Genomic DNA, 24518 nt, shown 5'->3' on the forward strand with positions numbered 1-24518 from the left:
AGACACTGGCACATTCCTGTCCATTTTAACTCAATTTATTGTAAACTGCAACATATAAAACCCTGATATAGTCGAACCGGTCAATATAGGACCGCAGCATAAAGCCGACGGTGATGATGATCTATGATCATGGACTACAGCAACATATTAAAGACCATAAAACCCGACGGTGAGGAATACCGGCGGGTCATGGAACTATCAGATAGTCTCGTTGATTGCCTTAATGGACTCGCAGATGAATGGGGGATGGATGCTGAGGCCGTCCTCGTGGGTTCAGTTGCCAAGGGGACCTGGCTTTCAGGTGCAGCGGACATAGACATATTCATACACTTCCCACTCACGACCCCCGAGGATGAGCTCAAGGAGAAGGGCCTCAGACTTGGCTATGGATGCATAGAAAGGTTCAGTGGTGAAGCCGAGGAGAGATACGCATCCCACCCCTATGTAACCGGCCACATCGATGGCTATGAGGTGGACTTTGTGCCCTGCTACAGGATAGATGATTCATCCATGCTAAGGTCAGCCGTTGACAGGACCATACTCCACACCAGGTACATACAGGAGAACCTCAGGGATGAGCAGAGGGATGATGTTCTCCTCCTTAAGCAGTTCATGAAGTCAACAGGTACCTACGGTTCAGAGTTCCGGGTTGGTGGCTTCGCAGGTTACCTTGCAGAGTTACTGGTGCTCCACTACGGCGACTTTGAGGGGGTCCTCCAGGGCGCCCTTGACTGGAGGCCCGGCTACATAATAGACCTTGAGGGCCACGGGACCGGGAAGGGGTTCGAGGAGCCCCTGGTGGTGGTTGACCCGGTTGACAGGAACAGGAACGTTGCAGCAGCCCTTACACTCCAGAGGATGGCTGAATTTGTAACAGCATCCCTGAACTTCCTGGGGAACCCGAAACCAGAATACTTTCAACCCCCCACCTACGCCAGAGATGCCGCTGAAATAACCGGGACCCTCAGGGGGCGGGGTTCCAGGGTCATCGTCATCTCAACGGGGGCCCCGGATGTACCCTCAGACGCCCTCTACCCCCAGCTGAGGAAGACCCTTGACTCCGTGGTTAAGAACCTTGAGGCTGAGGGTTTCTCTGTCCTGGATGCTGATTACTGGAGTGATGAGAGCACCTCGGCATTTATGGTCCTTGAGATGGAGGTATGGGAGCTCCCCTCCTACCGGAAGAGGTATGGTCCCCCTGTATGGTCCCGGCGACACAGGGACAGATTCCTGGGAAAGCATGAGAGGGTCTGGGTTGAGGGATCAAGACTCACCATCGAATCCCCCAGGAGGCACAGATCTGCAGTTTCATACCTGAGGGACCTGCTATCAAAGCCGGACCGGTTGAGGATGGGTAAACACATAGGTGAGGAGGTCCGGAGGGGCTTCAGTGTTGATCTCCTTGATGATGTGATTGAAGAAGCTGAACCCGGATTCCTGGAGTTCATGGATGCATTCCTGAACCCCTGGAAGGCCATTGAAAGATGATCCGCTACCCCATCCTATGCAGCCCCTGAACCAGAAAAAAACTATTCCCTCTCATCCAAGCAGCCCTGATTAACCCCCACCTGCAAAAAAACTATTCCCTCTCATCCACAAACCTGGGGACGGCGATTTTAAGGGGGTCAAAGGTCTCTGGATTCTTAACCTCCATGCAGATCATGCTGACCTTTGAGTGGAGGGATGTTGGGAGTCTCAGTATCCTCTTGAGGTCAATGGTCACCTTGGCATCAAGCATCCTCATGTTAATCTTCGATATCCCCTTAACAAGCCTCGGGTAGACCCTTGGGCCGATCATGGCCTTGAAGTCACCCCACCTGTCCTCAAGGATGAGATCCCTGTTTTTAACCGCATCCTTAACTGTCCTTGCAGTGACATCCTCCATCTCCTCATCACCCCTCATATGTAGAAGCACATGCCTGGCCCTCTCAGTGAATACCCTGTGATATCCCAGTGGTATGGAGAAGTGCTCCATTTCATAGGATAAGACACCATCAGTAAACTTCCTCCGCGGCTCCCTTGCACCTGCAGTGTACCTCAGTATCTCAGCCCTCACCTCCGAGCCGAGCTCCATGACATCAGGGTCAAGGACCCTCACATGGTATCCCCTACCCGAGTAGATCACATGGATGTCGCCAAGGCCCAGGTCCCCCCTCAGGGTGTCAACCATCATGAGGACCAGCTCCCTCGCCTCATCAAGGCAGGTTGGGCATACACCATCACATTCACATGACCTCACCGGGAGGTCCTTGGCATCAACATCGAAGATGAGCTCCGACCCCTGCCAGCCCTTCCTCCTCCCGGGTTCCCTGTAGAATGCCACCGATGAGTAGGCTGCAAAGGGGAATCGGGCCCTCATGAACCTCGATAGGCTCCTCTCATCCCTGAAGACCCTGTACCTGTCACTGGGTCCCCTTCCATTGTGGTCGAACCCGAATTCCCTCAGGTGGATGTTATCGGCTATGAATGCCGGGAGTTCCCTGACGTTCCACTCCTCACGGTAGTACCTCTTCCTCTCAAGGGGTGTTGCCGGTTCGAACAATACCATCATTCCTCCTTACTAACTTTATCGGGGTCCGGCATCCCCCGGACACTCCTAGTTCGAACAATACCCTCATTCCTTCCGTGAAGGAAGCCTCCTGGATACTCAACCAGAAGGGGCCTCAAACATCATTCCTCCTTCTCCCCGGTTGATCTGAGCTTCCACCTCTTCCTGTTGTAGTAGGTCAGTGGATTGGAGATGCTGCTGCAGAGTTCATCCGGCCTGCAGAGGTCCGGGAGGTGTATCTTGATCTTCTCACAGCTCATGGGTGTGTACCATTTACTTTCGCCCTCATTTTCCAGTTCAGGCATGTCATGGACACCGAAGCCCAGCTTTGCAGTTATGTTCAGCTTCTCCTGCGGGTCATCCTCAAAGAGGGGTGGTTCGCATCTATCGGCGGCCTCATAGATCACGGGCAGTATCTCCCCCAGGGTTATCCCGAGGTCAGGGTCAAGGTCAGAGACCTTCAGGGGGGTCCTGTCCCTGAATACCGAGGGGTAGAGGCGTGCATAGGATATGAAGGACGTTAGAAGGAGGACTATGGCGTCGTTCCTGTTACCAGACTTAACCCCATCCAGTGTCCCCCTTATGCATGGTGGGAAGGCCTCCGGCACAAGTTTACCTGGCCTTGCAGATTTAACAGGCCCCCCTGTGAATGAGGTCATCGCCTCCACGGTCTCCCTTATCCTCTCTGCTGTTTCAAGTATTAGGGGGTGGACCTCAACCCTTGAACTCATCTCCCTGACCCTCCCGATGTAGTCCTCTGTCCTCTGCATTATCATGCGGGATATCATCGTCTCCCTGAGTTCAAGGCCTACGAGGATGTCGTAGAGTCTATCAGGGCTCCTGTCCCTTATGCTGTCCTGGAAGGTGGTTACGAATTCGTCCCTGTCTATTATGACCCTCCCCTGGTTGAGGATGAGGTCTGTGAGTTTCAGTTTCCCTGACCCCATGAGGTCAGCCAGCTCAGTCCACCTGAGGCCCTCTGAGCCGAGTTCATAGAGGACCTCAGCTATGATCTCCTCCCTCTCAGTCCCCAGGATGTTGAGGCGGTCCTCCACCATGGCCCCGGCAGATTCAACCACCAGCCTGGCCTCCCTTGAGGCCTTCCTGAACCCTGCGCCGGCTGCCTGGGCCAGGACATAGAAGGCCAGAACATCGTACTCCTCAATCTCAGGGTTCATCAGGTAAGCGTAGTCCCCGTGGTTGAAATCCTTCCTCTGCCTCCTGAGGTACCATTCCAGGCGTTTAACTGCAAGTTCAGTTATGCTGCCCGGGAGGAGTGAATTGTCTGAGAGGTTCTGTCCGCGTGTGCGCCTGGCTATCTCCATGATCCCGTCCACTGCATCTGATATGGTGTCCAGTGATCCGTAGTTCCTCACGATTTCCCTGGCATCCTCTGAGAAGGGGTTTATGAAGAGTGAAGATACCATGTTTAATCATTATACCGGTTGGCCCATAAAGGTATCGAAGTGTTCCATCATTAACCAGGGGCCGCGTGCACCGCCGGTTGATAGGGCCTTCAGGTGCGTTTTTACCCGGATCATGGCCGCGCAGTCTCTTGCCGGGAATATGGGAGCAACGCATTGACTCACATAAATTTATATAGAAGTAAACCGTAAATTAAACTGGACCTAATTGCCTTAAATCAGCCCGTCTTATTCTTATCTGGTTCATGATTCAAGGAGGAGTTTGAATTGAGCAAAGTATTTATCACCTGCGCACTTCCATATGCCAACGGCCCAACGCATCTCGGTCATCTGAGGTCAACCTACATACCGGCAGACATATATGCAAGGTACCGGAGACTCAGGGGCGACGATGTCCTCTTTGTCTGCGCCACCGATGAACACGGGACCCCCATAGCCGTGAAGGCAGAGTCAGAGGGCAGGGATCCCCTGGAGGTCGCCACACGCTACCATGAGATGATACGGGAGGACCTTGAGAAGTGTGACATATCCTTTGACAGCTTCACCAGGACCACAGACGAGCTCCACTATGAGATAGCCCAGAAATTCTTCCTTAAACTCTACAGGAAGGGCTTCATATATGAGAAGGACATAAAGCAGCTCTACTGTGAGGACTGCCAGCGATTCCTCCCTGACAGGTACGTTGAGGGTACCTGCCCCTACTGTAGAAGTGAGGGTGCACGCGGAGACCACTGTGAGGGCTGCGGGAGGCACCTTGAGCCGCTGCAGCTTGAGGATCCGCGCTGCATGGTCTGTGGTTCAGAGCCGGAGGTCAGGGACTCCAGGCACTACTTCTTCCGGCTGAGCCAGTTCCAGGATGAAATCAGGGAGTGGATCGAGGGCTCAGAGATGCCATCAAACGTGAGGAATTACGCCCTCCAGTGGCTCCGTGAGGGCCTTAAGGACTGGATACTCACAAGGGACATGGAATGGGGTGTACCTGTACCCCTGGAGGGTAACGATGGTAAGATCATATACGTGTGGGGGGAGGCCTTCCTCGGCTACATATCATCTGCAGCCGCCTGGAGCAGGAGAACAGGGCGTGACTGGAGGGAATACTGGGACTCCGGAGCCATCCACTTCATAGGAAAGGACATAATATACCACCACGCCATATTCTGGCCTGCCCTCCTCATGGCCTATGGCTGCAGGACCCCCGAGAACATAGTAGCCGGGGAGTACCTCTCACTTGAGGGTCAGAAGATGTCCACCAGTAAAAACTGGGTGGTCTGGACATCAGACTTCCTTGAAAGCTTTGACAGGGACCTCCTGAGGTACTATCTCACAGTTAACGCACCCCTGACCAGGGACACTGACTTCTCATGGGATGACTTCCAGAGGAGGGTTAACGATGAACTGGCCGATGTCCTCGGTAACTTCCTCCACAGGACCTTCTCATTCACAGGGAGGTTCTTTGATGGGCGGGTCCCTGGTAAAGGTGAACTTACAGTTGAGGACCTGGAATTCCTTGAATCCATCAGGGCTGCCCCTGATGCAGTGGGTGAACTCCTGGATAAATTTCAGTTCAGGGATGCACTCATGTACATAATTAAACTTGCCAAGAAGGGTAACAAGTACTTCAATGACCAGGAGCCATGGAAGGCGGTTAAGGAGTCACCAGCAAGGGCCTCAACCTGCCTGTACCTCTGCAACCTCCTGGCAGCCAACATCGGGAAACTCCTGAGGCCCTTCATGCCATCATCAGCCGGCAGGATACTCTCCATCATGAACCTGGAGGATGAATCCTGGGGATTCCATGAACTGGAGGAGGGGCAGGTTATAGAGAGGGCAAGGCCCCTCTTCTCCAAGATACCCGACGAGGTAATTGAGGAGGAGAAATCAAAACTCGTTGAGGAGGATGATGAATTGGAAACCGTGACAATCGACGACTTTGCAAGGATGGACATCAGGGTTGGCGTGATAAGGTCAGCCGAGAGGATAGAGGGATCAGATAAACTACTGAAACTCATGATAGATGTGGGTGAGAGGGAGATGCAGGTTGTTGCAGGACTTGCAGAGAAATACAGCCCCGATGATCTGGTTGGGAGGAAGGTTACAGTCCTTGTGAACCTCAAACCCGCGAAACTCTTCGGTGTGAAGTCAGAGGGGATGGTACTTGCCACAGGTGACTCCCTTAACATACTTGACCCCGGGGACGCCGGAGTCGGTGAAAGGATAATGTGACTGGAAGGCCCTGTACCTTGTGTCTGGAGAATGGTAAATGAATGAATCAGGTCTCATTGCAAGGTCAGAGAGGTTCCTTGAGAGTATAAGGGACAGGAAGGTTTCACTGGATGATTTAAAGTCCAGGGAAGGATTCATTGGCCTGTACACCTACCTGAGGGGGAACCTCGAGGAACTTCAGGATCTCAAGGAGGCCATGGAGCTGAGGGGGTTCAAGTACCCCTTCAGATCGATATCAGGGTACAGTAGCCAGTACTCCTCTGAAATCGCCGAGGACGTCCATGACATAAAAAGGCACGCCCAGTACTTCCGGATGAAGGCATCTGCAAAGAAGAACCTCCTTGACAGGGTGAACTCAGCCATCTCATCCCACAGGATAGCCCTTGGAAACCTTGAGGAGTACGCCCTTCTGCGGTGCCCTGACTGCTCAAGGTCCCTACGGCTCTATGAGGTTGAATACCGGGACGTGATGGATGGTGTGATGTGCCCATGCGGTTCGGGGATGATGGAGGTTGAATTCAGTGGATCCACCATCTGCCGGCCCGAAATAATACCCCACCTTCCCCTCTCAGGTGACTACATGGTCAAGATGTCAGAGCTGAGCCTCTGGGCCAGGAAGGCCTTCAAGAAGATAATGAGGCTACTGAAGAATGAGAAGAAGGGGGCTGTGAGATCAGCCACCCTCGTGATAAAGGTCCTTGAGGATGGGCGGTGGATAAGAAGGCGCATAACCATTGACAGTGACGATGACGACTATGAGAGGATGCTGAGGCAGAGGTACGGTCCAAACGTGAGGATAGAACTTATACAGTTCCACAGGAAGAAGTCCAGCATAATAAACGACCGCTACACCAGGACGGCCCTGGCCCTTGGATACGCAGGCCTATCACATGACATAATAATGGATATAAGGGATAGGGTCTACACTGAGAAGCTGCGGGACTATGATGCCGTTAAGAGGTACAGGAGGATACAGTTCGAGGCAAGGACCTATTCGCCTGACCTGAGGCTCTCGGAGGATGAACTGCGTGATGTGAGGATCCAGAGGATGCACACCCTCCTCCATGAGGCCGGCCTCGGGGACGCCAGCGGGAGGCTGAACCGGGAACTCAGGGAGGACCTTGAGGTGATGGAGGAGGTTAAGAGGGAACTCTTCGGGGATGTTCCTGTTAACCTCGTCCTCTGGGACGTTGCACTCTACTACCTTGGCACATCCCTGGACAGGAGGTCGAAGCACTCAGGGCCCTTCCCAAACCTTCGGCCGGTACTTGACAGGAGCCAGGTGAGGACCTTCGATGAGATCAGCAGGGAAGCCGTGGAACTCCTCAACACCTGCTGGGATGGGGGGATGGTCTACATCGATAACCTTGGGGATGTTCTCCTTAAGAAGTTTGAGATAGAGGAGAAGATGAAGGGACTCCACATGAAACCGAACCCCCTCGCCTTCGGTGCCGCTGTGCTCCACATGGAGGGTGGGGTTGACATTGAAACCTGCGCTGAGATCTTCCAGGTAAGGGTGGAGGAGGTTCTTGAGGAGAAAAGGAACATAGAAAACCTTGGTAAACCCTCAACTGACCGTGCGAAGATGTTCCTGAATCTCATAAAAGGTGATTGATCCCATGGCAGAGAAAATTCATGTGAATCAGCCGCTGACTTCAAGGAGGATAATAGAGCTCCTTGAGAAGAACCCTGACCTCAAGGAGATCACCTGCCCAATAAGCCTCTATCACCGGACCTCAGGGAAGTACCTTGATGCCCTTGAGGAACTTGGAGTTAAGGTGAAGCCTGTTAAGAGAATGGGGAGACCGCGGAAGTACACGGATAAGGATGTTAAGCTCGTTCAGAGCCTCCTAATGGAGGGAAAAACTCCCAAACAGATCTCAGGGATTACCAACATACCCCTCAAAACGGTGTACTACCTCAAGGGTGACATTAAACTCAAACGTGGTAAGAAGAGGAAGTATGATAAGAACACCCGCCTCAGGGTCCGTGAGATGGCCAGGAGCGGTGTGCCTGCAAGGAAAATCTCAAAGGACCTCGGGATACCCCTCAGGACCGTATACTATATCCTTAAGAATGGCTGATTAAGGCTGAGGGATGTTCCAACCTGGACGGTAAGTAAAGAGTTTGTGATACTGGAGAACGACTGGTGGAACCAAAAATGTATAAAGCAGATGCGGCTAATGAAAAATAGATTATATTCTGGTCAGATTAATCATGGTGATTTCTATGATTCCAAAACTTACCCTTGAATATTCATCTGTACTGCTCGTGTCACTGATATGCTGCATAATAGCCTTCACATCCACCTACACGGTGATGCCACGCCTCATAAATAAGCTTAAGGAGGCAAACGTTGTCGGTAATGATATACATAAGATCTCGAAGCCCATAGTGGCTGAGATGGGTGGTATCGGGATACTCTTCGGCTTCACCATAGGTATGTTCATTGGCATGTACTGCTTCCCTGAACTCCAGTACGAACTCATGGTCACCCTCCTGGTCATACTGCTCGTCGGTATTGTTGGGATGGTGGACGACCTTGTGAGGCTCTCGTCACGTGAAAAACTCTTCCTCCTCTTCCTTGCAGGTCTTCCAATAATATGGGTCGCCCCTCCAAAGGTGGGTATACTCTACATGATCATGATGCCGGTGGCCGTTTCAATAGCATCAAATCTGACCAACATGCTGGCGGGGCTGAATGGTATCGAATCAGGTCTCGGTTCAATCGCAATGACTGCCCTCACAGCCTCATGTATAATAATGGGCAAATATGATGTCTCAATAATAACCATGGCCATGCTGGGGGCCCTCCTGGCATTCCTCATATACAACAGGTACCCATCAAGGGTCTTCCCGGGTGATGTTGGAACATTGATAATAGGTGCCTGCATAGCATCAGTTGCATTCATAGGGAGGGTTAAGATAATAGCCCTCATAGTCCTTCTGCCGAACATCATGGATGGGATTCTGAAGTTCTACAGTGCAGGTGTTGTTGAGAGGCACAGGCACAGGCCCACAGAAATTTCAGAGGACGGTAAACTCATAGCACCATCAGAGGGTTTCAACTCACTCATAAGGTGGATACTGAGAAGGCCCATGACCGAGAAGAAGGTAGTAATGATAGTGTGGTCCATAGGGATATTCTTCGGCTTCCTGGGGGTCATGCTGGCATTTATACTCCCACTTGACCCCTTCTAATCACGACCTAAAAACTGTATAATGTGTTAAGAAGCTCAAGGGTAACTGACTCCAGGTCCCTCTCATCCAGTTTCTGAAGTATCTCAACTGCAGCCCTGAAACTGGATGCAACACCATCAGCATCATTCCTTATGAAGTCAAGGGTTCCCAGGAGGACCAGTGCTACTGCAAGGCCAAGCTCATTGTTTGTTTTCCTGAAGAGCCCTTCAGCCTTTTTAAGGTATCTCCTTGATTCATCAAAGTCCTCATTCTTAAGGGAATAGAGGCCAAGGAGTAAGAGGAGTGAGGCCTCGGTGGATGTGTCACCTATATCCCTGGCTATCTGGTGGGCCTCCCTTATCTGTGAGATTGAATCCTCATAGGAACCTGAATCATAGAGTTTGAGGGACTGGACACTCTCAACCAGCCTGTCAAGGAGGGGCTCGATTACCTTAACATCAACCTCCGGGGCCCCTGATTCGGACTCCTCCTGGAGCCTGTTGATGCTGGCTATGTCCATGGCTTCCTTGATCTTCTCAACCTCCTTGATCTTCTCCCTGAGATCCGCCCTTAGAGGGGAGTTCACTGATGTGTAGATCCTGAGGGCCTCCTTGAAGTATTCCATGGCAGTCTTAACCTTTCTCTGGCTCAGGTAGACGTCGCCCATTGAGTCAAGTGCGAAGGCCATGAGTTCCTCGTCATTCATCTCGGAGGCCACCTTGTAGGCCCTTTCAAGATAATCAAGGGCCTCCCTTGCATCACCTTCCTCAGCGTAGAATCCGGCTATCCTTATGAGGGTGTCGAATTCCTCCTCGAGAAGATCCTCAAGCTTACGCAGATACTTCTCGAGTGATTCATCCTCATCCTCCCCCTTGAGAAAATCAAAGATTCCAAGAACAGCCAGTATCATCATCATAGCCCCTGAGATTTATAATTAATACTATTTCCATCAAGATTTAAATAACTATCCCGGACGTTAAGGTCCCCGGTTAAATCAGGATATTCCAGGAGAATACCCACTATTTTATAAAATTGATAATCTCAGCCCACGTTAACCCCCTGGTCTGTTATCCTAGGGTGCCTCCATCCCTTCACCGCCCCTGACAGCGGACATCACTGATCCATCCATATGGATGTGCACATCAAAGAGGCCCGGTATTTCATCCTCAATATCCTTCTCAGCAACACCCTCAGTATAGACCACCAGTGCAATGCCCCCAGCCTCCCTCACACGATCATTGTAGGCCTTCAGAACCCTCATGACAAGTTTCGGGGGGTTGAAAGCAAGCAGAATGGATGCTGAGTCAAAGACGGATACCATGGTGCCCTCCTCCAGGTAGAGGCTCCTCGTTGATATTCCAACCTTCACCATGAGGTCAGTTGTGTTCTGGAGGGCCGAGTACCTCACATTTCCTGAGTCCTGGGGTCTACCCCCTGCAAGACCAGTTGGGAGGTCTATAACATGGAGCTTATCTGCGAATGACTGGATGAACCAGTTAAAGGCCATGGTGTTCCTCTGAAGATCCCTGTAACCGTATTCAGCAGCTATGAAGAGGCATGGGTTACCAGCCTGGAGGGCCCTGTAGGTGAACTCGGTTGCAAGTACCGTCTTCCCCGCCTTTGGGGGTCCCGTTAAGAGCATGATGGAGCCTGGCTCAAGTTCTCCGAGAATAGCATCAAGACCAGCTATACCTGTGCTGTAGTTTTCGCTCATGTTATCCCTCATGGAGCACCCTGATGCCTGAATCGTCTATTGTGTAGGGGGCGCTGAACCTGCCTGTTCCCACCATCGCCTCAACTGTAAGTTCGGATCCATCCAGGTGTATTATGTTATCAACAACTGCCTTGAGCATGGTTTCAACCTTCGGATCAGCCGAACCCTCGGTGTAGGTTACCATGGCTGTTCCACCGGCTTCCTTGATCCTCATTATGTAGGCCGTTAGAACACGGACTATCAGCATCTCATCATTGAAGGCCATGAGGGTTGTGAGGGAGTCAAGCACTGACCTGAACATGTTGTAGCGGTTCGTGATGTTCCTGATGGCAACCCCCAGCTTCACCATAATATCTGTGGGGTTGTGGACCGATGATGAGAAGTATGTGCTGCCCTCATCCCTTGAAGGCCCCGATATGCTGGATATGGCGTCTATAACATAGAGCAGTTCCTTCTCCATGTAGGATTCAGGGTCCATACCCAGTACCATCATATTCCTTTTCAGGTCGGATATCCCGTAATCTGCAGATATGTAGAGGCATGGTTCATCCATCTCAGCCCCACCAGCTGTAAATCCATAGGCAAATATGGATTTACCGACCTTTGGTGGCCCGTAAACCAGGGTGACCGTGTTTTCAGGTATGGAGACGCCGCCCATGAGTTCATCGAGGCCCCTTATTCCAGAGGGGATTCTGACAATCATTCAACCACCGTATAGAAGTCCCAGGAGCGTGTCGAGGGCCTCCATTATACCCCACCCCTCAGTCACCGAGGCAGGTACTATGGGGACCTCGGCTCCGAGTTTCATCTTCTCCCTGATCTCCTCAGGTGAGAGGGCTCCCGGGAGGTCCTGCTTGTTCGCAACAACGACCTTGGGTATAGCTTCGGCCCTTGTCTTCCTTATCATCTCCTTGGCCCTTGCGAAGGTCTCGGGTGCGGTTGAATCAACGAGTATGAATGCGCCAACAGCCTCCCTTGAGAGTACGTCAAGTATCATGTCAAATCTCTCCTGGCCCGGGGTGCCGAAGATGTCTGCCATGAAGCCCTTATATTCAAGATGCCCTATATCCATTGCAATTGTGGTGGGGAAAGCTGAGAGGGCCTTCCTGTCGACCGAGACAGACTTCGTGGCTATTGCCCTGACGAAGCTTGATTTACCGGAGTTGTAGGGGCCTGTTACGAGTATCTTGGGCACATAAACCTTCACTCCCCCGGGCTGTACAACAAAGAAGAGAACCATGGTTGATGGGGGCTCTGACCAGGCTGAATTGGCCACCATGAAACCCTGCCCTATTATGACCCTCTCCTCGATTGTTCTGAGATCCACAACACAGTCCATGGTCTCCCTGATTCTATCAATCAGTTCCTGTTCATAGTCCCATTCCGTGAAGAGGTAGACAAGGTTCACTTCAAGTTCGGAGGCCCTCCTGTTCCAGGCTTCAACTATTTCAAGGGTTTCACCGTTGCCAAGGTAGTCTATAATCACCGAGAGGTTGTTTATTACCCCAACACCGCCGGGTATATCATCTATGGCCCTGAGAACAACGTCCTTTATCTCTGAGTAGTCATTAACAGTGTAACGCTGATCTGAGGGCATTCCAAGGAATGGTGAGCTGCCATCTACAAAGAAAACATTGCCATTTTCAATCCGGGACTCTATATCCCAGCCGTATGACCTGAATTCGTATATTATGCTTTCAGGTTCCCCAACATTTGTGAATATGAAACCTGCACTCCCTTCCTCAAGGCGGCCGTTGAGCATCTGGTAACCGAAGGCCTCATAGTCAACACCGGGGGATGCTGAGAACATGATGGATGCGCCCTCCTTTACTCCGCCGCCCAGCAGGTCATCAAGTTTCGGGATGTAGGTCTTCTTCATGTTCACATCTCCCTGAGAATCTCATCCACCTGTGCTGCGCGTGAATCCATCTCAAATAGGAGAAGCCCGAGCTGGGCCTCAGGTTCTGCAAGGGCCGTGAATATGGCCTTCTCACCTGCAGGTTTGAGTATGATTATCCCCTTCTCGGTCCTGACGGTTATCTCAGAAACAGTTCCAGTGTTCATCTGACCTGAAGCGGCCTCTGCAGCGCCCATTATAGTAGAACAGAGGGCTGAGAATATCCTTGCATCAACGTCAGGGGGTGTCCTTGCATTTATGAGGAGCCCCTCCTTTGAAACAATACCCGCAGCCCTTATCTGACCCACCTGCATAAAAGCAGATAGCACATCATCCAGTTTTTCCTTCTTAGTCTTGGTCATCAATACACCCCAGTAAGCCTGTGCCCGGCTATAAGCCGCATGTCCCGGTGAAGATTATTAAAGACTAATTATGTTACTGGCCATTTATATCCCTTTAGATTTTTGTCGCCTCACACCACAACCCGCACCACCTCCAGAGAACACAGACCACCAACATTTACAGAAAACACCCACTACACCCACACCGCCTCTGATGTTGTGAATACATAGTGATCTGAAAAGGCAGGGTTATGGTATGTGTTTGTGAGTTTCTCTGTACCGAATGTCCTTGAGATGGATCTTCTCATGCAGAAGTTAACACGGTCGGAGATGGACTCCTTCAGGGATGGTTTCATGGGTGGACCAGATAGCCATGCCCTTAAACGGAATTTTCTCATCCTGTAGGTGCTGCTGTAGCCATCGTCAATCATTTCGACCCTCACAACCCTCACACTGGATGGCTCAAGTAATTCCGGCTTAGCGGACTGGTACTCCTCAAAGGTGACCCCCGGGTAGACAGCCAGGGTGTCAGCTGTGGCACCCTCAGATGCCCCTGTCCTTGCAGCTGAGTGGGCCTCCATCAGTTCAAGGTGGAACTGTATCTGCCCTGCAAAGATGATCGCCAGTAGCACTGAGATGCCAGCCAGCATCATGTACTCTGCTGCCGCCTGACCCCTGAGGGACCCTGATGCACTCCATCTGAAATCCTGCACCTCAAACCTGATGATGGTGCAGAAGTCCCTGATCCATGAGAGAGCACTCCATCTGAAATCCTGCACCTGAGACCCTCCTCAGCTCACCCCTGATACCATGATAACAGTCCTGTTATTCCTGATGGTGTTCCTGATGGAGTACCTCCTCCCGGGTTCAAGGTGGACCCCTGAGGTCCTTCCATAAGCATCAGCGACAATCACAGGGTAAATGCTGGAGAAACCCCTCTGGCCGTCTGCCCAGCCATAGACACCGCTTGAGTTGATGAACACTCTGTATCCTGCAGTGTGGTTGAGGCGCTCTGGGAGTTCCACAACCACCTCATGACCGGCTCCGCCTGCAGTGGCAAGGTTGACTGCCTCCGCCACATTATCTAGGAGTATCCTCATCTCAAGGAGCTTCTCATCAGAGTATACACCTTCAAGCCTTGCACCGGCAATCGACACCATCACCGATGCAATGAGCACTGTGAAGAAGAGCCATGTTATGGCATCTGCTGTCACAACACCCTCTGAATCCATGAGAATTAATTAATAAATTTTATTATATAAATATTACTAACGCTGGTGTATTATATGTTGATGTGCATAGAGTGTAACATGTACTCACTTGTGGTCTTCACTGGAGGCCCCCACAACCTCCATGAACTTGAGGAGTTCATCGAGGACGCCGGCGGCGTCATAATCCGGAAGGATACATTCAGTGTCCATCGAGGCCAGTACTTCCTTAGAAACGAGGTCAGGGTCCTCTGCATAATCCCCAGCTGCGATGAGGATGCCCTCACTGAAACAGCCCGCAGAATAAAGGGGGAAGTGGAGGGCCTTGATGCTGATGATGAAACCAGGGAGCGGATTGAGTCCCTCCTGAGTGTATACGACCAGCTTGCAGTGGAACCATCATGGACAGCTGAGGACGAAATCGGAGTGGATGAGGGGCTACTCCATGATATGGTGGAGATGAAGCTCCTGGAGGTAAGACGAAGGGATGGTGTAAATCAGTACCGTCTGTCATTGAGCGGCAGAAAATGACATGGAACATACCAGAGCCATGAAGCCCATCAATGACACCATATGATTCACCATACTTTATAGTGGAGGACTTGAAAATGGTAGATGAAATAAAGCAGCTCGTGATAGGTATAAGCAGGGAAGGAGAAATAATTGTGAAGAGCAACCGGGGCCGTATATACCCGGTTAAGTTGTCGGATGACCTTGATTTCAGCTGTGAAGACCTCTTCAAGCACACTGATATGGAACTCTACGCCACCATCAACACCAAAACCCAGCCATGGGAATGCGTATCAATAGAATACTCTATACCATTGAAGCCATGAGCCACTGATCCCTGAATTTTACACACATCATCAATAAATACACCCTACCACAGATAATGCTGTGGAGGATAGCATGAGAGGAGAAGCCTTCATAACAGCAGGAATAATTCTGATAGTGGCAGGTATACTTCTGACCTTCATAGGAGGGGCCATAAACGCTGGCTCCCAGTCAAAGGAGAAGGGTGAGGTGAGGACCGCCGGGGTAGTCATGATAGGCCCCATACCCATAATCTTTGGGAGCGACAGGGAAATGGCAATAACCGGCGTGGTCCTGGCACTGATCCTCATGATTGTGGCATATCTCCTCTTCTACAGATAGGGGTGTAAAATTTGAGGATCATAATGGTGACAGCAGGTAATTACGGTGCAAGGATAGTCAACACAATGGCACTCCACGGCCTCGCCCCACAGATCATGACTGTCTTCGACTACACAGGGGAGAGCAGCGATTTCCTCGATGACCCATCATCCCTTCTCCCGGCCAGGACCCCGGCGGCGGACCTCACAGTTGCAGCTGGACTCATGGGTGACATGAACCTTGTTGCAGCTGAGATAGCGTCTGAATCAGGGTCAGAGGGTATCATTGTGGAATCACATGCCCCTGGCCAGCTCCCTGATGGCCTGAGATCTGAGATCGATTCCATGGTGGAATGTGCCGTCTTCCCGGCACCCTTCTGCTCCCTTGAACCCGTGGGGAACCCCTCCATAGATACCTTCGCATCCAGGTTCGGGAAACCCGAGGTTGAGATGGATGGGAATGAGAGGGTGCTGTCTGTGAGGGTTAAAAGGAGCGCACCCTGCGGTTCAACATTCTATGTTGCAGAGAACATAAGGGGGGTCCCCCTGGAGGATGTTGACGTGGTGGCGGGTGAAAAATTCCACAACTACCCCTGTCTTGCATCCATGGAGGTTGATCCATGTTTCGGGGATACCCATCTCCATGTGGCAGGTTACCTCACCAGGGAGGCCTTCAAGAGGGCCGCGGGGGTGCCGGGTGTCCATGCAGAGGTTGATCCTGAATTCTGCCAGGGAGCCGAATGCGGATTCCTATGCATGGAGGTCTGCCCCCTTGTGAGGTTATCCCGGGGGACAATAGTGGGGGGTGTGACTGCAGAGGTTGATCCCTTCTCCTGTGGTGCCTGTGAGAAGTGCATGAGGGAATGTCCATCAGGGGCCATAAAAATGAGGGGCCCCGTACAGATAAGCAGGGGATGATAATCTGAGTGAAAAGGAAAATTCAGAGACATTTAAGGATGAAAAAACCGGGACCGTCATATTCATGGGCGCAGGGCCAGGAGACCCTGAACTCATAACACTGAAGGCTGTGCGCGCCCTCGAAAGGGCTGATGTTGTAATATATGCAGGGTCACTTGTAAACAGGGATATACTGGAATATGCGCCTGAAGATGCAGAGGTCCACAACAGTGCACACATGGACCTCAGGGAGATAACAGATATAATGGTGGATGCCTGCAGGGCAGGGAAGACCGTTGCAAGGGTTCACACCGGCGACCCATCAATCTATGGGGCCATAAAGGAGCAGATGAGGGTCCTTGAGAGGGAAGGCATACCCTACACCATCATACCCGGTGTGAGTTCTGTCTTTGCAGCCGCCGCCGCACTTAACACTGAGCTGACCCTCCCTGAAATTTCACAGACCGTCATAATAACAAGGCCCGCTGGAAGGACACCTGTACCCCCCGGTGAGGATCTTGAGGAGCTTGCAGTCCATGGCTCAACCATGTGCATATTTCTGGGTGTCCATATGATAGGGGAGGTTGCAGAAAAACTCATGACCCACTATCCCCCTGAAACCCCGGTGGCCGTTGTTAAGAGGGCTTCCTGGCCGGATGAGGAGATTGTGAGGGGCACCCTCTCTGATATAGCTGAAAGGGTGAGGGCTGCGGGTATAGGTAAGACTGCCATGATCATTGTGGGGAGAGTGCTTGAACCAGGGGACTTCAAACCATCCAAACTCTATGATGCCGGTTTCAGCCATGAATACCGGCCCTGACACCTTTTGATGATATCAGAAGGTAACAAGCTTTATGTGTTTCATTTTGCCGCAGGCAAGGAACCTCTCTGCAAGTTCTCTGACCCTCGCAGATTCACCCTCAATTATGAAGAGCTCGAGACAGTTCCCGTCCTTGAGGTGGCTGTGGAGCTGGGTGCCTATTATATCCTCATAGTCATGTTTTATCTGTGTGACCAGGTCCTCAACCCTCCTCGGGTGTATGAGGAATAACACAGCATTTATTTCACCATTGAATTCGCTCAGATTCTTTTTCTCATCGATAAGCATCCTTGCAGCTACCCTTATTACGTCGGAACGCCCTGAAAATCCCAGCTCATCCCGCAGGGCATCTATCTCCTCAAGGAGCTTTTCACTGAGTGAAACACTGACAACAACCATGTAAGACCCTATATTAATAAATATTTATATACTTTATGTTAAAATTTATTAAATTGTATCGGGAATATTAACAATTATTATATTGTACTGTGGACATAGATTAATAAGGTGGTTGGATGGAGAGGTGGAAGATAGGTCTCATCGCATTGATAACCATATTATCAGTGGCCGCCATGTACATCATAACATCAGCCACACCCCCCAGCAGCGGGGGAGATAAACTCACAGTGGCTGTAACCATAATGCCCCAGAAGGAATTCGTTGAGGCCATAGCCGGTGACCGTGCAGAGGTTGTTGTCCTCGTACCGCCAGGTGCAGACCCACACACCTATGAACCAGAACCAGAAACCCTCAGGAAGGTCTCAGAGGCCAGGGCCTACTTCATAGTGGGGTCAGGGGTCGAGTTCGAAAACCACTACCTCAATAAGATAAGGAGCATGAACCCGGGTATGAGGATAATAAACACCTCAAGGGGTATAGAACTAATCCCAAACCAGGAAGAATACCACCATGCAGCTGAAAGCCCCTATGACCCCCATGTATGGACTTCACCACGGAACGCGATGATAATGGTCAACAACACCATGAAGGGCCTCCAGGAAATCGACCCCCATGGAAGCAGATACTACCAGGAAAACGCAGGCCTCTACATTGAAAAGCTGAGGGGCCTTGACTCCAGGATCAGGAAAAGCCTTGAAAACCGGAAAGGAGAGAGCGTCCTGGTTTACCATCCAGCATGGGGTTACTTCTGCAGGGATTACGGGTTAAAGCAGGTGGCGATTGAGAAGGAGGGGAAGGAACCGGGCCCAGGGACACTCTCCATGATAATCAGGGAAGCCCGGAGGGATGGTGTGAGGGTTATACTGGTATCACCCCAGTTCAGCAGGAAGAACGCCGACCTGATTGCCAGGGAGATAGGTGCAGAGGTCGTGGTGGTGGACCCCCTCGGGGGAAACTACACCGCCAACATTGAGGCAATAGCAGAGGCCCTCACAAGATGAAGATTCCCTGAAAGGGAAGCACCCCAAGGGAGGAGATGAAAGATGTTCGCCATTGAAATGGAGGATGTCAGCTACAGCATAAATGGTAGGGAGATACTCAGAGACATAAACTTAAGGGTACCCGTGGGTGAGCTCCTTGCAGTTATCGGACCCAACGGTGGCGGTAAAACAACCCTCCTTAAACTGATAACAGGGCAGATTAAACCGGTCAGAGGAACCGTCAGGGTCCTTGGAATGAGGCCAGAGGATGCAAGGCCAAGGCTCGGATACCTCCCCCAGAGGAGCCACTTTAAAACCGACTTCCCCATTGACGTCCTCCAGACAGTCCTGATTGGAGCCTACAGGAAGTTCGAGGCGCCCACAGATGATGACAGGGAAAAGGCCCTCAGGGCCCTTGAGATGGTCGGGATGCTTGAATACATGGACCGGAAGATAGGTGAACTCTCAGGCGGCGAACTCCAGAGGGTACTCCTTGCACGGGCCCTTGTAAGAGAACCAGACCTCCTTCTACTCGATGAACCAACAGCAAGCGTCGACCCTGCCTTCAGGGGTTCATTCTACAGGATAATCGATGAACTGAGGGGTGAAATGACCATAGTCATAGTATCCCATGACATAGGGACCGTGGCACGGCATGTGGACAGTGTTGCCTGCCTCAACCACAGGCTATTCGTCCATGGAACCATTGAAGAGGCCATCAAATGCATTGATGAGGCCTATGGATGCCCTGTGGATCTAATTGCACACGGGATACCCCACAGAGTCCTTGAGGAACATGGGGATGAATGATCCAGATAAAAGAATCCGGAAGCATGATAATGACCCGGGGGAGTGATTGGCTTGCTTGAATTGCTGCAGTACCAGTTCATGAGGAACGCGGCCGTCGCGGCAGTACTGGTAAGCATAGCCTGCGGTACAGTTGGAAGCTACGTTGTAACAAAGAGGATAGTGTCAATAAGTGGCGGAATATCCCATGCAGCCTTCGGTGGGGTGGGCCTCGGCTACCTGCTCGGCGTGAACCCTGTCACATCAGCCATACCCTTCACAGTGGCTGCAGCCCTCACCATGGGTGCAGTGACACGCAGGACCAGTATAAGTGAGGACACCGCCATAGGGGTGCTCTGGTCCGCCGGGATGGCCCTGGGTATACTCTTCATAAACCTCAGCCCCGGCTATGCACCCGACCTCTTCAGCTACCTCTTCGGTAACATACTCATGGTAAGCACCGGTGACCTCTGGACCATGCTGGTGCTTGACCTGATCATAATATCAAGTGCCCTCCTCTTCAACAGGGAGTTCGTTGCCATCTGCTTTGATGAGGAGTACGCGGAGGTTGTCGGTGTCCCTGTTGACGCCTTCTACCTGTATCTCCTCGTACTTGTTGCCATAAGCGTTGTGGTCCTCATAAAGGCCGCCGGCATAATACTTGTGATGGCCCTGCTCACAGTCCCCGCAGCAGTTGCAAAGGATTTCAGTACAGATATGGCCGATATAATGATGAAGGCATCGGCCATAGGGATAATAACGGCCCTCACAGGCCTCTGGGTCTCCTATGTATTCAACGTCTCATCAGGTGCAGTTATAGTGCTGGTCCTCACACTCCTCTTTGGCGCTGTTCAGTTCCTCAAGAGAAGTTCCTGATTCCCTTTTCGCCTGATTGACCATCGCTGTTTTTTATAGGCCCCTACGTGCCGATTATATCAGCAGACAGAAAGCTACAGATGATTATCCCCCAGAAATGGTGCCAGCCAAAAATACATTAAAGATGTTGCAGAACACTAGAACATGAAGTGCGGATCTGACCTCAGGGATACACTGAAATCAGCAATCGGTGACTACCTCAGCATAACCCTGATAACAGGTAAAACCTACTATGGTGAGGTTAAAAGGGTGGAGACAGACTACCTCAGCCTTGAACTAAAATTAAGGGGTGGTAAAACCACCACAACCGTAATAATACCACTTGCCCATATCGTGACAGTAACCCTCTGATCAAACCATGTGGGCCTCAGAATCACCTGAGAATCCTGACACCATCAGAGGTACCTGCAATGACCATATCTGCAATTCCAGCGAATATACCGTTCTCAACAACACCGGGTATGTTGTTCAGCAGGGACTCCATGGCAGCGGGGTCATCAATAACACCAAAGGACGCGTCAAGGACAAAGTTACCATTATCAGTAACAACCGGGCCATCCTTACCCTCAGAGGACCTTATAGTCACAGATGCCCCCATTGACTCAATTCTGAGCTTAACAGGCCTGCATGCTGCAGGTATGACCTCAACAGGTAGTGGGAAGGCACCCAGCCTCTCAACAAGTTTTGATTCATCCACAATAACTATGAACCTTTCGGCTGAGGAGTCAACTATCTTCTCAAGGGTGTGGGCGGCCCCACCACCCTTTACAAGGTTAAGTTCAGGGTCAACCTCATCTGCACCATCAACGGCCACATCAACGTCATGCTCAGCAAGACTGGTGATGGCTATCCCTGACTCCACTGCAAGGAACATTGACTGGTAGGATGTGGGTACACCCATAACCTCCAGTCCCTCCTCCCTGACACGTCTTCCTAACTCCTCTATGAAGTAATGGGTCGTTGAACCTGTGCCAAGTCCTACAACATCCCCATCACCTATTTCATCAACCGCCCTCAAAGCAGCCATCTTCTTGAGATTCATAGATACCTCCATCTCATTTTTTATCCAGGGGTCTTAAAAGGACCCTTCTCAGTTCATTCCCGGCAGGGCACTCTTTTCCAGGTTTTCCAAGATTTTTTACAATCCTGCACCTGTCACCCTCCCTGACACCCTCAGGAAAGCAGAGGTCCCTCATGTTGCACTCGACGCTGCATTCAGGAAACTCAAAGGAGATCACTGAGCCCTCAAATGCCCTCTTAGAATCTATAAGGGCCTCTAAATCTGCCTTATCAACATCAACCACGCGTACCCTCTCACCGAGGTGTATGGGGCACCTCTGGTACCTGTCCTTGACATCATTTATCCTGTAGACTCGCCCCTCCTCAAGGGGTGCTATGCATGTCGGCTGGAACCTGCAATCCCTGCACTCCTCAGCCGGTCCACAGAAGAGGAACCTTGACCCCTTCCTGGCAAGTTTTTCACCGATAAGAGTTATCAATCATATCACTTCCGTTATCTTTGCAAGCCTTTCGGCGGCTTCACGGGTTAAACCCCGGTCTCCAAGGATGGTGTAGCGTTCCCTCCGGATGGTGTGGGCCATCGTGAGGGCCTCAATTATGTAGTCAGGATCCATACCAAGTTCAGCTGCATTTGTGGGGGCGTTTATACGGGCAAGGGCGTCCCTTATGAACTGCCAGTCCCCACCGTGGAGGTGCATCATCATTATGGTCCCCACACCGCACTGTTCACCGTGTAGGGCAGGTTCAGGTGCTATCATGTCAAGGGCGTGGCTGAACTTGTGCTCAGAGCCACTTGCAGGTCGACTGCTACCTGCTATGCTTATTGCTATGCCGCTGCTTATGAGGGATTTAACCGCCAGCCTTGCGCTCTCCTCAAGACCCTCCTTTATTGCATCAGCAGACTTTATTATCATCTTGGCTGTCATAAGGGAAAGGGCGGCTGCAGATTCACTGTACCTCTCATTCAGGAGTCTGTGGGCTAGTTTCCAGTCCATTATGGCAGTGTAATTTGATATTATATCGGCGCAGCCAGATGCAAGGAGCCTGAATGGTGCCCTGCTTATTATCTCGGTATCAGCTATTACACCTATGGGTGATGACGCCTCAAGGGACGCTGTGCCCTCACCATTCCTTATGGATGCCCTTGGAGATGCTATGCCATCATGGGATGCTGCAGTCGGGACACTTATGAAGTGGAGGCCCTCAAGGGTGGCGGCCATCTTGGCAACATCGATGACCTTTCCTCCGCCAACCCCAAGGACAACGGAGACACCATCAAGGCCGTCCTGCACATCCCTCACAGATGCCATGGTTGCATCCCTGACGGTCACCTGGTCAACCTCAAATCCCTCGGCCTGGAGGCTCTCAATGGCGGCCTCCCCTCCAATTTTGAGGGTCCTTGGTCCGGTCACAACCATGGCCCTGCCCGCAAACCTAAGGTCCCTGCATATCCTCCCTGTCTCCCCGATAACACCCGGACCGGTGTATATCTCCCTTGGTAGCTGAATTTTCCTTGGATCCATGTTAACCCTCTGATGGAGTATATTTTAAGTAGGAGTAATAAAATAATTTTTGATTAGTGTTTATCTCCAGGGAAAAATATACTTTTGCAGAAGCCTATCAAGAAAGACCCTAACTGTTATCATGGTGAAAAAATGACAGAGTTCAGTGAATGGTTCCATAACATTTTAGAGGAAGCCGAGATTATTGATCAGAGGTACCCCGTTAAGGGCATGCATGTCTGGATGCCCCACGGATTCATGATAAGGAAGAACACCCTGAAAATCCTCAGGAGGATACTTGACAGGGACCATGAAGAGGTGCTCTTCCCGCTTCTCGTACCCGAGGACGAACTGGCCAAGGAGGCCATACACGTAAAGGGATTCGAGGATGAGGTCTACTGGGTGACCCACGGCGGCCTCAGTAAACTACAGAGGAAACTGGCCCTCAGGCCCACGAGTGAAACCGTAATGTACCCCATGTTCGCCCTCTGGGTCAGGTCACACACGGACCTCCCCATGAGGTTCTACCAGATAGTCAACACCTTCAGGTATGAAACCAAACATACGAGGCCCCTCATAAGGGTCCGTGAGATAACAACCTTCAAGGAGGCCCATACAATACATGCAACCGCCTCTGAAGCAGAGGAACAGGTTGAGAGGGCCAAGGAGATCTACAGGGAATTCTTTGACTCCCTCGGGATCCCATACCTGATAACAAAGAGGCCGCCCTGGGACAAGTTCCCTGGATCAGACTACACTGTGGCCTTCGACACCCTCATGCCTGATGGTAAGACCCTCCAGATAGGGACCGTCCACAACCTGGGCCAGACCTTCGCAAGGACCTTCGATATAAAATTTGAAACCCCTGAGGGTGACCATGAATACGTCCACCAGACCTGCTATGGACTATCAGACAGGGTCATAGCCTCAGTGATAGCCATCCACGGTGACGAATCAGGCCTATGCCTCCCCCCTGAGGTCGCGGCACACCAGGTGGTCGTGGTGCCCATAATATTCAAGAAGGCAGCCGAGGAGGTTATGGATGCCTGCAGGGAACTAGTATCAAGGCTCCAGGAGGCAGGGTTCAGGGCGCACCTGGATGACCGTGACATAAGGGCCGGTCGAAAGTACTATGAGTGGGAAATGCGCGGAGTGCCCCTAAGGGTTGAGATAGGGCCAAGGGACCTTGAAAATTCCTCTGCAGTGATATCACGCAGGGATACCGGTGAGAAGATGACTGCAGACCTTGAAGGCATTGAGGAAACCCTCAGGGAACTTATGGATGACATCCTGGAGAACCTCAGAAGGAGGGCCTGGGAGAGGATGGAGTCAGAGATCCGGGAGGCTGAGACCCTGGAGGAGGCCTCAGGGATAATGGATGAAAAGAGGGGTATCATATCCTTCATGTGGTGCGGTGATGAGGAATGCGGCATGGAGATTGAGGAGAAGGTCCGCGTGGACATCCTGGGAATACAGGAGGGAGGAAGCGGTACCTGCATAAACTGTGGCAGGGAGGCCCCCTACAGGGCTTACCTGGCAAGAACCTATTAGGGAATCATCCTTCACTGCA

28 protein-coding genes are annotated in these 24518 nt (G+C 51.4%); 15 read left to right on the plus strand and 13 right to left on the minus strand.

Features of this window, described 5'->3' with window-relative positions; all coding sequences use genetic code 11:
* The first annotated feature begins 123 nt into the window (after positions 1-123).
* Positions 124-1488: a CCA tRNA nucleotidyltransferase gene (gene cca / locus DNK57_RS08470; RefSeq protein WP_192962522.1), complete on the plus strand. Its 1365-nt coding sequence runs from the start codon at positions 124-126 to the stop codon at positions 1486-1488.
* A gap of 91 nt (positions 1489-1579) precedes the next feature.
* On the opposite strand, the gene priS is transcribed toward cca, so the two are convergent.
* Positions 1580-2551, minus strand: a complete 972-nt coding sequence (gene priS, locus DNK57_RS08475; RefSeq protein ID WP_192962523.1) for a DNA primase catalytic subunit PriS — start codon at positions 2549-2551, stop codon at positions 1580-1582.
* 119 nt (positions 2552-2670) lie between these two features.
* Complete coding sequence (locus tag DNK57_RS08480) at positions 2671-3975, minus strand: DNA primase (protein WP_192962524.1); 1305 nt, start codon at positions 3973-3975, stop codon at positions 2671-2673.
* A 264-nt stretch (positions 3976-4239) separates the two neighbouring features.
* On the opposite strand from DNK57_RS08480, the gene metG reads away from it, so the two are divergent.
* The 4 genes from metG to DNK57_RS08500 all read left to right on the plus strand — a co-directional run bounded on the left by metG (position 4240) and on the right by DNK57_RS08500 (position 9396).
* Complete coding sequence (gene metG, locus DNK57_RS08485) at positions 4240-6195, plus strand: methionine--tRNA ligase (protein WP_192962525.1); 1956 nt, start codon at positions 4240-4242, stop codon at positions 6193-6195.
* Between the two features lie 37 nt (positions 6196-6232).
* A complete protein-coding gene (locus DNK57_RS08490) occupies positions 6233-7810 on the plus strand; it encodes a DUF530 domain-containing protein (protein ID WP_192962526.1) in 1578 nt (525 codons plus the stop codon).
* 4 nt (positions 7811-7814) lie between these two features.
* Positions 7815-8279, plus strand: coding sequence for a DUF1699 family protein (locus DNK57_RS08495; protein ID WP_192962527.1), 465 nt, complete (start codon positions 7815-7817; stop codon positions 8277-8279).
* 139 nt (positions 8280-8418) lie between these two features.
* Complete coding sequence (locus tag DNK57_RS08500; protein ID WP_394354497.1) at positions 8419-9396, plus strand: MraY family glycosyltransferase; 978 nt, start codon at positions 8419-8421, stop codon at positions 9394-9396.
* Positions 9397-9403: 7 nt separating this feature from the next.
* On the opposite strand, the gene DNK57_RS08505 is transcribed toward DNK57_RS08500, so the two are convergent.
* The 7 genes from DNK57_RS08505 to DNK57_RS08535 all read right to left on the minus strand — a co-directional run bounded on the left by DNK57_RS08505 (position 9404) and on the right by DNK57_RS08535 (position 14559).
* Positions 9404-10288 (minus strand): tetratricopeptide repeat protein, encoded by an 885-nt coding sequence (locus tag DNK57_RS08505; protein ID WP_226891233.1) that lies wholly within the window; start codon positions 10286-10288, stop codon positions 9404-9406.
* Between the two features lie 159 nt (positions 10289-10447).
* A complete protein-coding gene (locus tag DNK57_RS08510; protein WP_226891234.1) occupies positions 10448-11089 on the minus strand; it encodes an RAD55 family ATPase in 642 nt (213 codons plus the stop codon).
* 1 nt (position 11090) lies between these two features.
* Positions 11091-11792, minus strand: a complete 702-nt coding sequence (locus tag DNK57_RS08515; protein ID WP_192962530.1) for an RAD55 family ATPase — start codon at positions 11790-11792, stop codon at positions 11091-11093.
* Positions 11793-12968 (minus strand): ATPase domain-containing protein, encoded by a 1176-nt coding sequence (locus DNK57_RS08520; RefSeq protein WP_192962531.1) that lies wholly within the window; start codon positions 12966-12968, stop codon positions 11793-11795.
* A 2-nt stretch (positions 12969-12970) separates the two neighbouring features.
* A complete protein-coding gene (locus tag DNK57_RS08525; protein ID WP_048060853.1) occupies positions 12971-13348 on the minus strand; it encodes a roadblock/LC7 domain-containing protein in 378 nt (125 codons plus the stop codon).
* 173 nt (positions 13349-13521) lie between these two features.
* On the minus strand, positions 13522-14106 hold the full coding sequence (locus tag DNK57_RS08530; RefSeq protein WP_226891235.1) for a hypothetical protein: 585 nt from the start codon (positions 14104-14106) through the stop codon (positions 13522-13524).
* A gap of 12 nt (positions 14107-14118) precedes the next feature.
* Entirely contained in the window at positions 14119-14559 is a 441-nt protein-coding gene (locus DNK57_RS08535) for a hypothetical protein (RefSeq protein ID WP_192962532.1), read from the minus strand.
* A gap of 54 nt (positions 14560-14613) precedes the next feature.
* On the opposite strand from DNK57_RS08535, the gene DNK57_RS08540 reads away from it, so the two are divergent.
* From DNK57_RS08540 to cobM, 5 genes are all read left to right on the plus strand, one after another.
* Positions 14614-15066 (plus strand): methyl-coenzyme M reductase family protein, encoded by a 453-nt coding sequence (locus tag DNK57_RS08540; RefSeq protein WP_226891236.1) that lies wholly within the window; start codon positions 14614-14616, stop codon positions 15064-15066.
* 77 nt (positions 15067-15143) lie between these two features.
* On the plus strand, positions 15144-15371 hold the full coding sequence (locus DNK57_RS08545; protein ID WP_192962534.1) for a hypothetical protein: 228 nt from the start codon (positions 15144-15146) through the stop codon (positions 15369-15371).
* A gap of 73 nt (positions 15372-15444) precedes the next feature.
* Positions 15445-15690, plus strand: coding sequence for a TIGR00304 family membrane protein (locus DNK57_RS08550; RefSeq protein ID WP_192962535.1), 246 nt, complete (start codon positions 15445-15447; stop codon positions 15688-15690).
* An 11-nt stretch (positions 15691-15701) separates the two neighbouring features.
* Positions 15702-16586 (plus strand): DUF166 domain-containing protein, encoded by an 885-nt coding sequence (locus DNK57_RS08555; protein ID WP_226891237.1) that lies wholly within the window; start codon positions 15702-15704, stop codon positions 16584-16586.
* Between the two features lie 64 nt (positions 16587-16650).
* The gene (gene cobM, locus DNK57_RS08560) at positions 16651-17385 is read left to right on the plus strand and encodes a precorrin-4 C(11)-methyltransferase (protein ID WP_192962536.1); all 735 of its coding nucleotides are present in this window, start codon (positions 16651-16653) and stop codon (positions 17383-17385) included.
* Between the two features lie 15 nt (positions 17386-17400).
* Here cobM and DNK57_RS08565 read toward each other — a convergent pair whose 3' ends face one another.
* Positions 17401-17784: a CopG family ribbon-helix-helix protein gene (locus DNK57_RS08565; RefSeq protein WP_192962537.1), complete on the minus strand. Its 384-nt coding sequence runs from the start codon at positions 17782-17784 to the stop codon at positions 17401-17403.
* Positions 17785-17900: 116 nt separating this feature from the next.
* On the opposite strand from DNK57_RS08565, the gene DNK57_RS08570 reads away from it, so the two are divergent.
* From DNK57_RS08570 to DNK57_RS08585, 4 genes are all read left to right on the plus strand, one after another.
* The gene (locus tag DNK57_RS08570) at positions 17901-18785 is read left to right on the plus strand and encodes a metal ABC transporter solute-binding protein, Zn/Mn family (protein WP_192962538.1); all 885 of its coding nucleotides are present in this window, start codon (positions 17901-17903) and stop codon (positions 18783-18785) included.
* Between the two features lie 42 nt (positions 18786-18827).
* Positions 18828-19574, plus strand: a complete 747-nt coding sequence (locus DNK57_RS08575; RefSeq protein WP_192962539.1) for a metal ABC transporter ATP-binding protein — start codon at positions 18828-18830, stop codon at positions 19572-19574.
* 42 nt (positions 19575-19616) lie between these two features.
* Positions 19617-20426 carry a metal ABC transporter permease gene (locus DNK57_RS08580; protein WP_320056896.1) on the plus strand — a complete coding sequence of 270 codons (810 nt, stop codon included), beginning with the start codon at positions 19617-19619 and terminating at the stop codon, positions 20424-20426.
* Between the two features lie 144 nt (positions 20427-20570).
* Positions 20571-20777, plus strand: coding sequence for a hypothetical protein (locus DNK57_RS08585; protein WP_192962541.1), 207 nt, complete (start codon positions 20571-20573; stop codon positions 20775-20777).
* A gap of 22 nt (positions 20778-20799) precedes the next feature.
* Here DNK57_RS08585 and rpiA read toward each other — a convergent pair whose 3' ends face one another.
* The 3 genes from rpiA to DNK57_RS08600 are packed head-to-tail and all read right to left on the minus strand — an operon-like array spanning position 20800 to position 22969.
* Positions 20800-21468 (minus strand): ribose-5-phosphate isomerase RpiA, encoded by a 669-nt coding sequence (gene rpiA, locus DNK57_RS08590; protein WP_192962542.1) that lies wholly within the window; start codon positions 21466-21468, stop codon positions 20800-20802.
* A gap of 13 nt (positions 21469-21481) precedes the next feature.
* Complete coding sequence (locus DNK57_RS08595) at positions 21482-21925, minus strand: UPF0179 family protein (RefSeq protein ID WP_192962543.1); 444 nt, start codon at positions 21923-21925, stop codon at positions 21482-21484.
* Positions 21926-22969 carry an NAD(P)-dependent glycerol-1-phosphate dehydrogenase gene (locus DNK57_RS08600; RefSeq protein ID WP_192962544.1) on the minus strand — a complete coding sequence of 348 codons (1044 nt, stop codon included), beginning with the start codon at positions 22967-22969 and terminating at the stop codon, positions 21926-21928. It abuts the gene before it with no gap.
* A gap of 132 nt (positions 22970-23101) precedes the next feature.
* Here DNK57_RS08600 and proS point away from each other — a divergent pair, with 132 nt between their 5' ends.
* Positions 23102-24499, plus strand: a complete 1398-nt coding sequence (gene proS, locus DNK57_RS08605) for a proline--tRNA ligase (protein ID WP_192962545.1) — start codon at positions 23102-23104, stop codon at positions 24497-24499.
* Positions 24500-24518 lie beyond the last annotated feature (19 nt).

It is taken from the genome of Methanothermobacter thermautotrophicus (assembly GCF_014889545.1).
In the GTDB taxonomy this organism is placed as follows: Archaea; Methanobacteriota; Methanobacteria; order Methanobacteriales; family Methanothermobacteraceae; genus Methanothermobacter; species Methanothermobacter thermautotrophicus_A.

Coding starts and splice junctions, on each gene's coding strand:
- DNK57_RS08550 (WP_192962535.1), top strand. CDS start 15,445: ATGAGAGGAGAAGCCTTCATAACAGCAGGAATAATTCTGATAGTGGCA.
- DNK57_RS08480 (WP_192962524.1), bottom strand. CDS start 3,975: ATGGTATCTTCACTCTTCATAAACCCCTTCTCAGAGGATGCCAGGGAA.
- DNK57_RS08495 (WP_192962527.1), top strand. CDS start 7,815: ATGGCAGAGAAAATTCATGTGAATCAGCCGCTGACTTCAAGGAGGATA.
- DNK57_RS08565 (WP_192962537.1), bottom strand. CDS start 17,784: ATGGTTGTTGTCAGTGTTTCACTCAGTGAAAAGCTCCTTGAGGAGATA.
- DNK57_RS08545 (WP_192962534.1), top strand. CDS start 15,144: ATGGTAGATGAAATAAAGCAGCTCGTGATAGGTATAAGCAGGGAAGGA.
- cobM (WP_192962536.1), top strand. CDS start 16,651: ATGGGCGCAGGGCCAGGAGACCCTGAACTCATAACACTGAAGGCTGTG.
- DNK57_RS08525 (WP_048060853.1), bottom strand. CDS start 13,348: ATGACCAAGACTAAGAAGGAAAAACTGGATGATGTGCTATCTGCTTTT.
- DNK57_RS08505 (WP_226891233.1), bottom strand. CDS start 10,288: ATGATGATACTGGCTGTTCTTGGAATCTTTGATTTTCTCAAGGGGGAG.
- cca (WP_192962522.1), top strand. CDS start 124: ATGATCATGGACTACAGCAACATATTAAAGACCATAAAACCCGACGGT.
- DNK57_RS08570 (WP_192962538.1), top strand. CDS start 17,901: ATGGAGAGGTGGAAGATAGGTCTCATCGCATTGATAACCATATTATCA.
- proS (WP_192962545.1), top strand. CDS start 23,102: ATGACAGAGTTCAGTGAATGGTTCCATAACATTTTAGAGGAAGCCGAG.
- DNK57_RS08510 (WP_226891234.1), bottom strand. CDS start 11,089: ATGAGCGAAAACTACAGCACAGGTATAGCTGGTCTTGATGCTATTCTC.
- priS (WP_192962523.1), bottom strand. CDS start 2,551: ATGATGGTATTGTTCGAACCGGCAACACCCCTTGAGAGGAAGAGGTAC.
- DNK57_RS08490 (WP_192962526.1), top strand. CDS start 6,233: ATGAATGAATCAGGTCTCATTGCAAGGTCAGAGAGGTTCCTTGAGAGT.
- DNK57_RS08535 (WP_192962532.1), bottom strand. CDS start 14,559: ATGGATTCAGAGGGTGTTGTGACAGCAGATGCCATAACATGGCTCTTC.
- DNK57_RS08600 (WP_192962544.1), bottom strand. CDS start 22,969: ATGGATCCAAGGAAAATTCAGCTACCAAGGGAGATATACACCGGTCCG.
- rpiA (WP_192962542.1), bottom strand. CDS start 21,468: ATGAATCTCAAGAAGATGGCTGCTTTGAGGGCGGTTGATGAAATAGGT.
- DNK57_RS08515 (WP_192962530.1), bottom strand. CDS start 11,792: ATGATTGTCAGAATCCCCTCTGGAATAAGGGGCCTCGATGAACTCATG.
- DNK57_RS08585 (WP_192962541.1), top strand. CDS start 20,571: ATGAAGTGCGGATCTGACCTCAGGGATACACTGAAATCAGCAATCGGT.
- DNK57_RS08575 (WP_192962539.1), top strand. CDS start 18,828: ATGTTCGCCATTGAAATGGAGGATGTCAGCTACAGCATAAATGGTAGG.
- DNK57_RS08520 (WP_192962531.1), bottom strand. CDS start 12,968: ATGAAGAAGACCTACATCCCGAAACTTGATGACCTGCTGGGCGGCGGA.
- DNK57_RS08540 (WP_226891236.1), top strand. CDS start 14,614: ATGTTGATGTGCATAGAGTGTAACATGTACTCACTTGTGGTCTTCACT.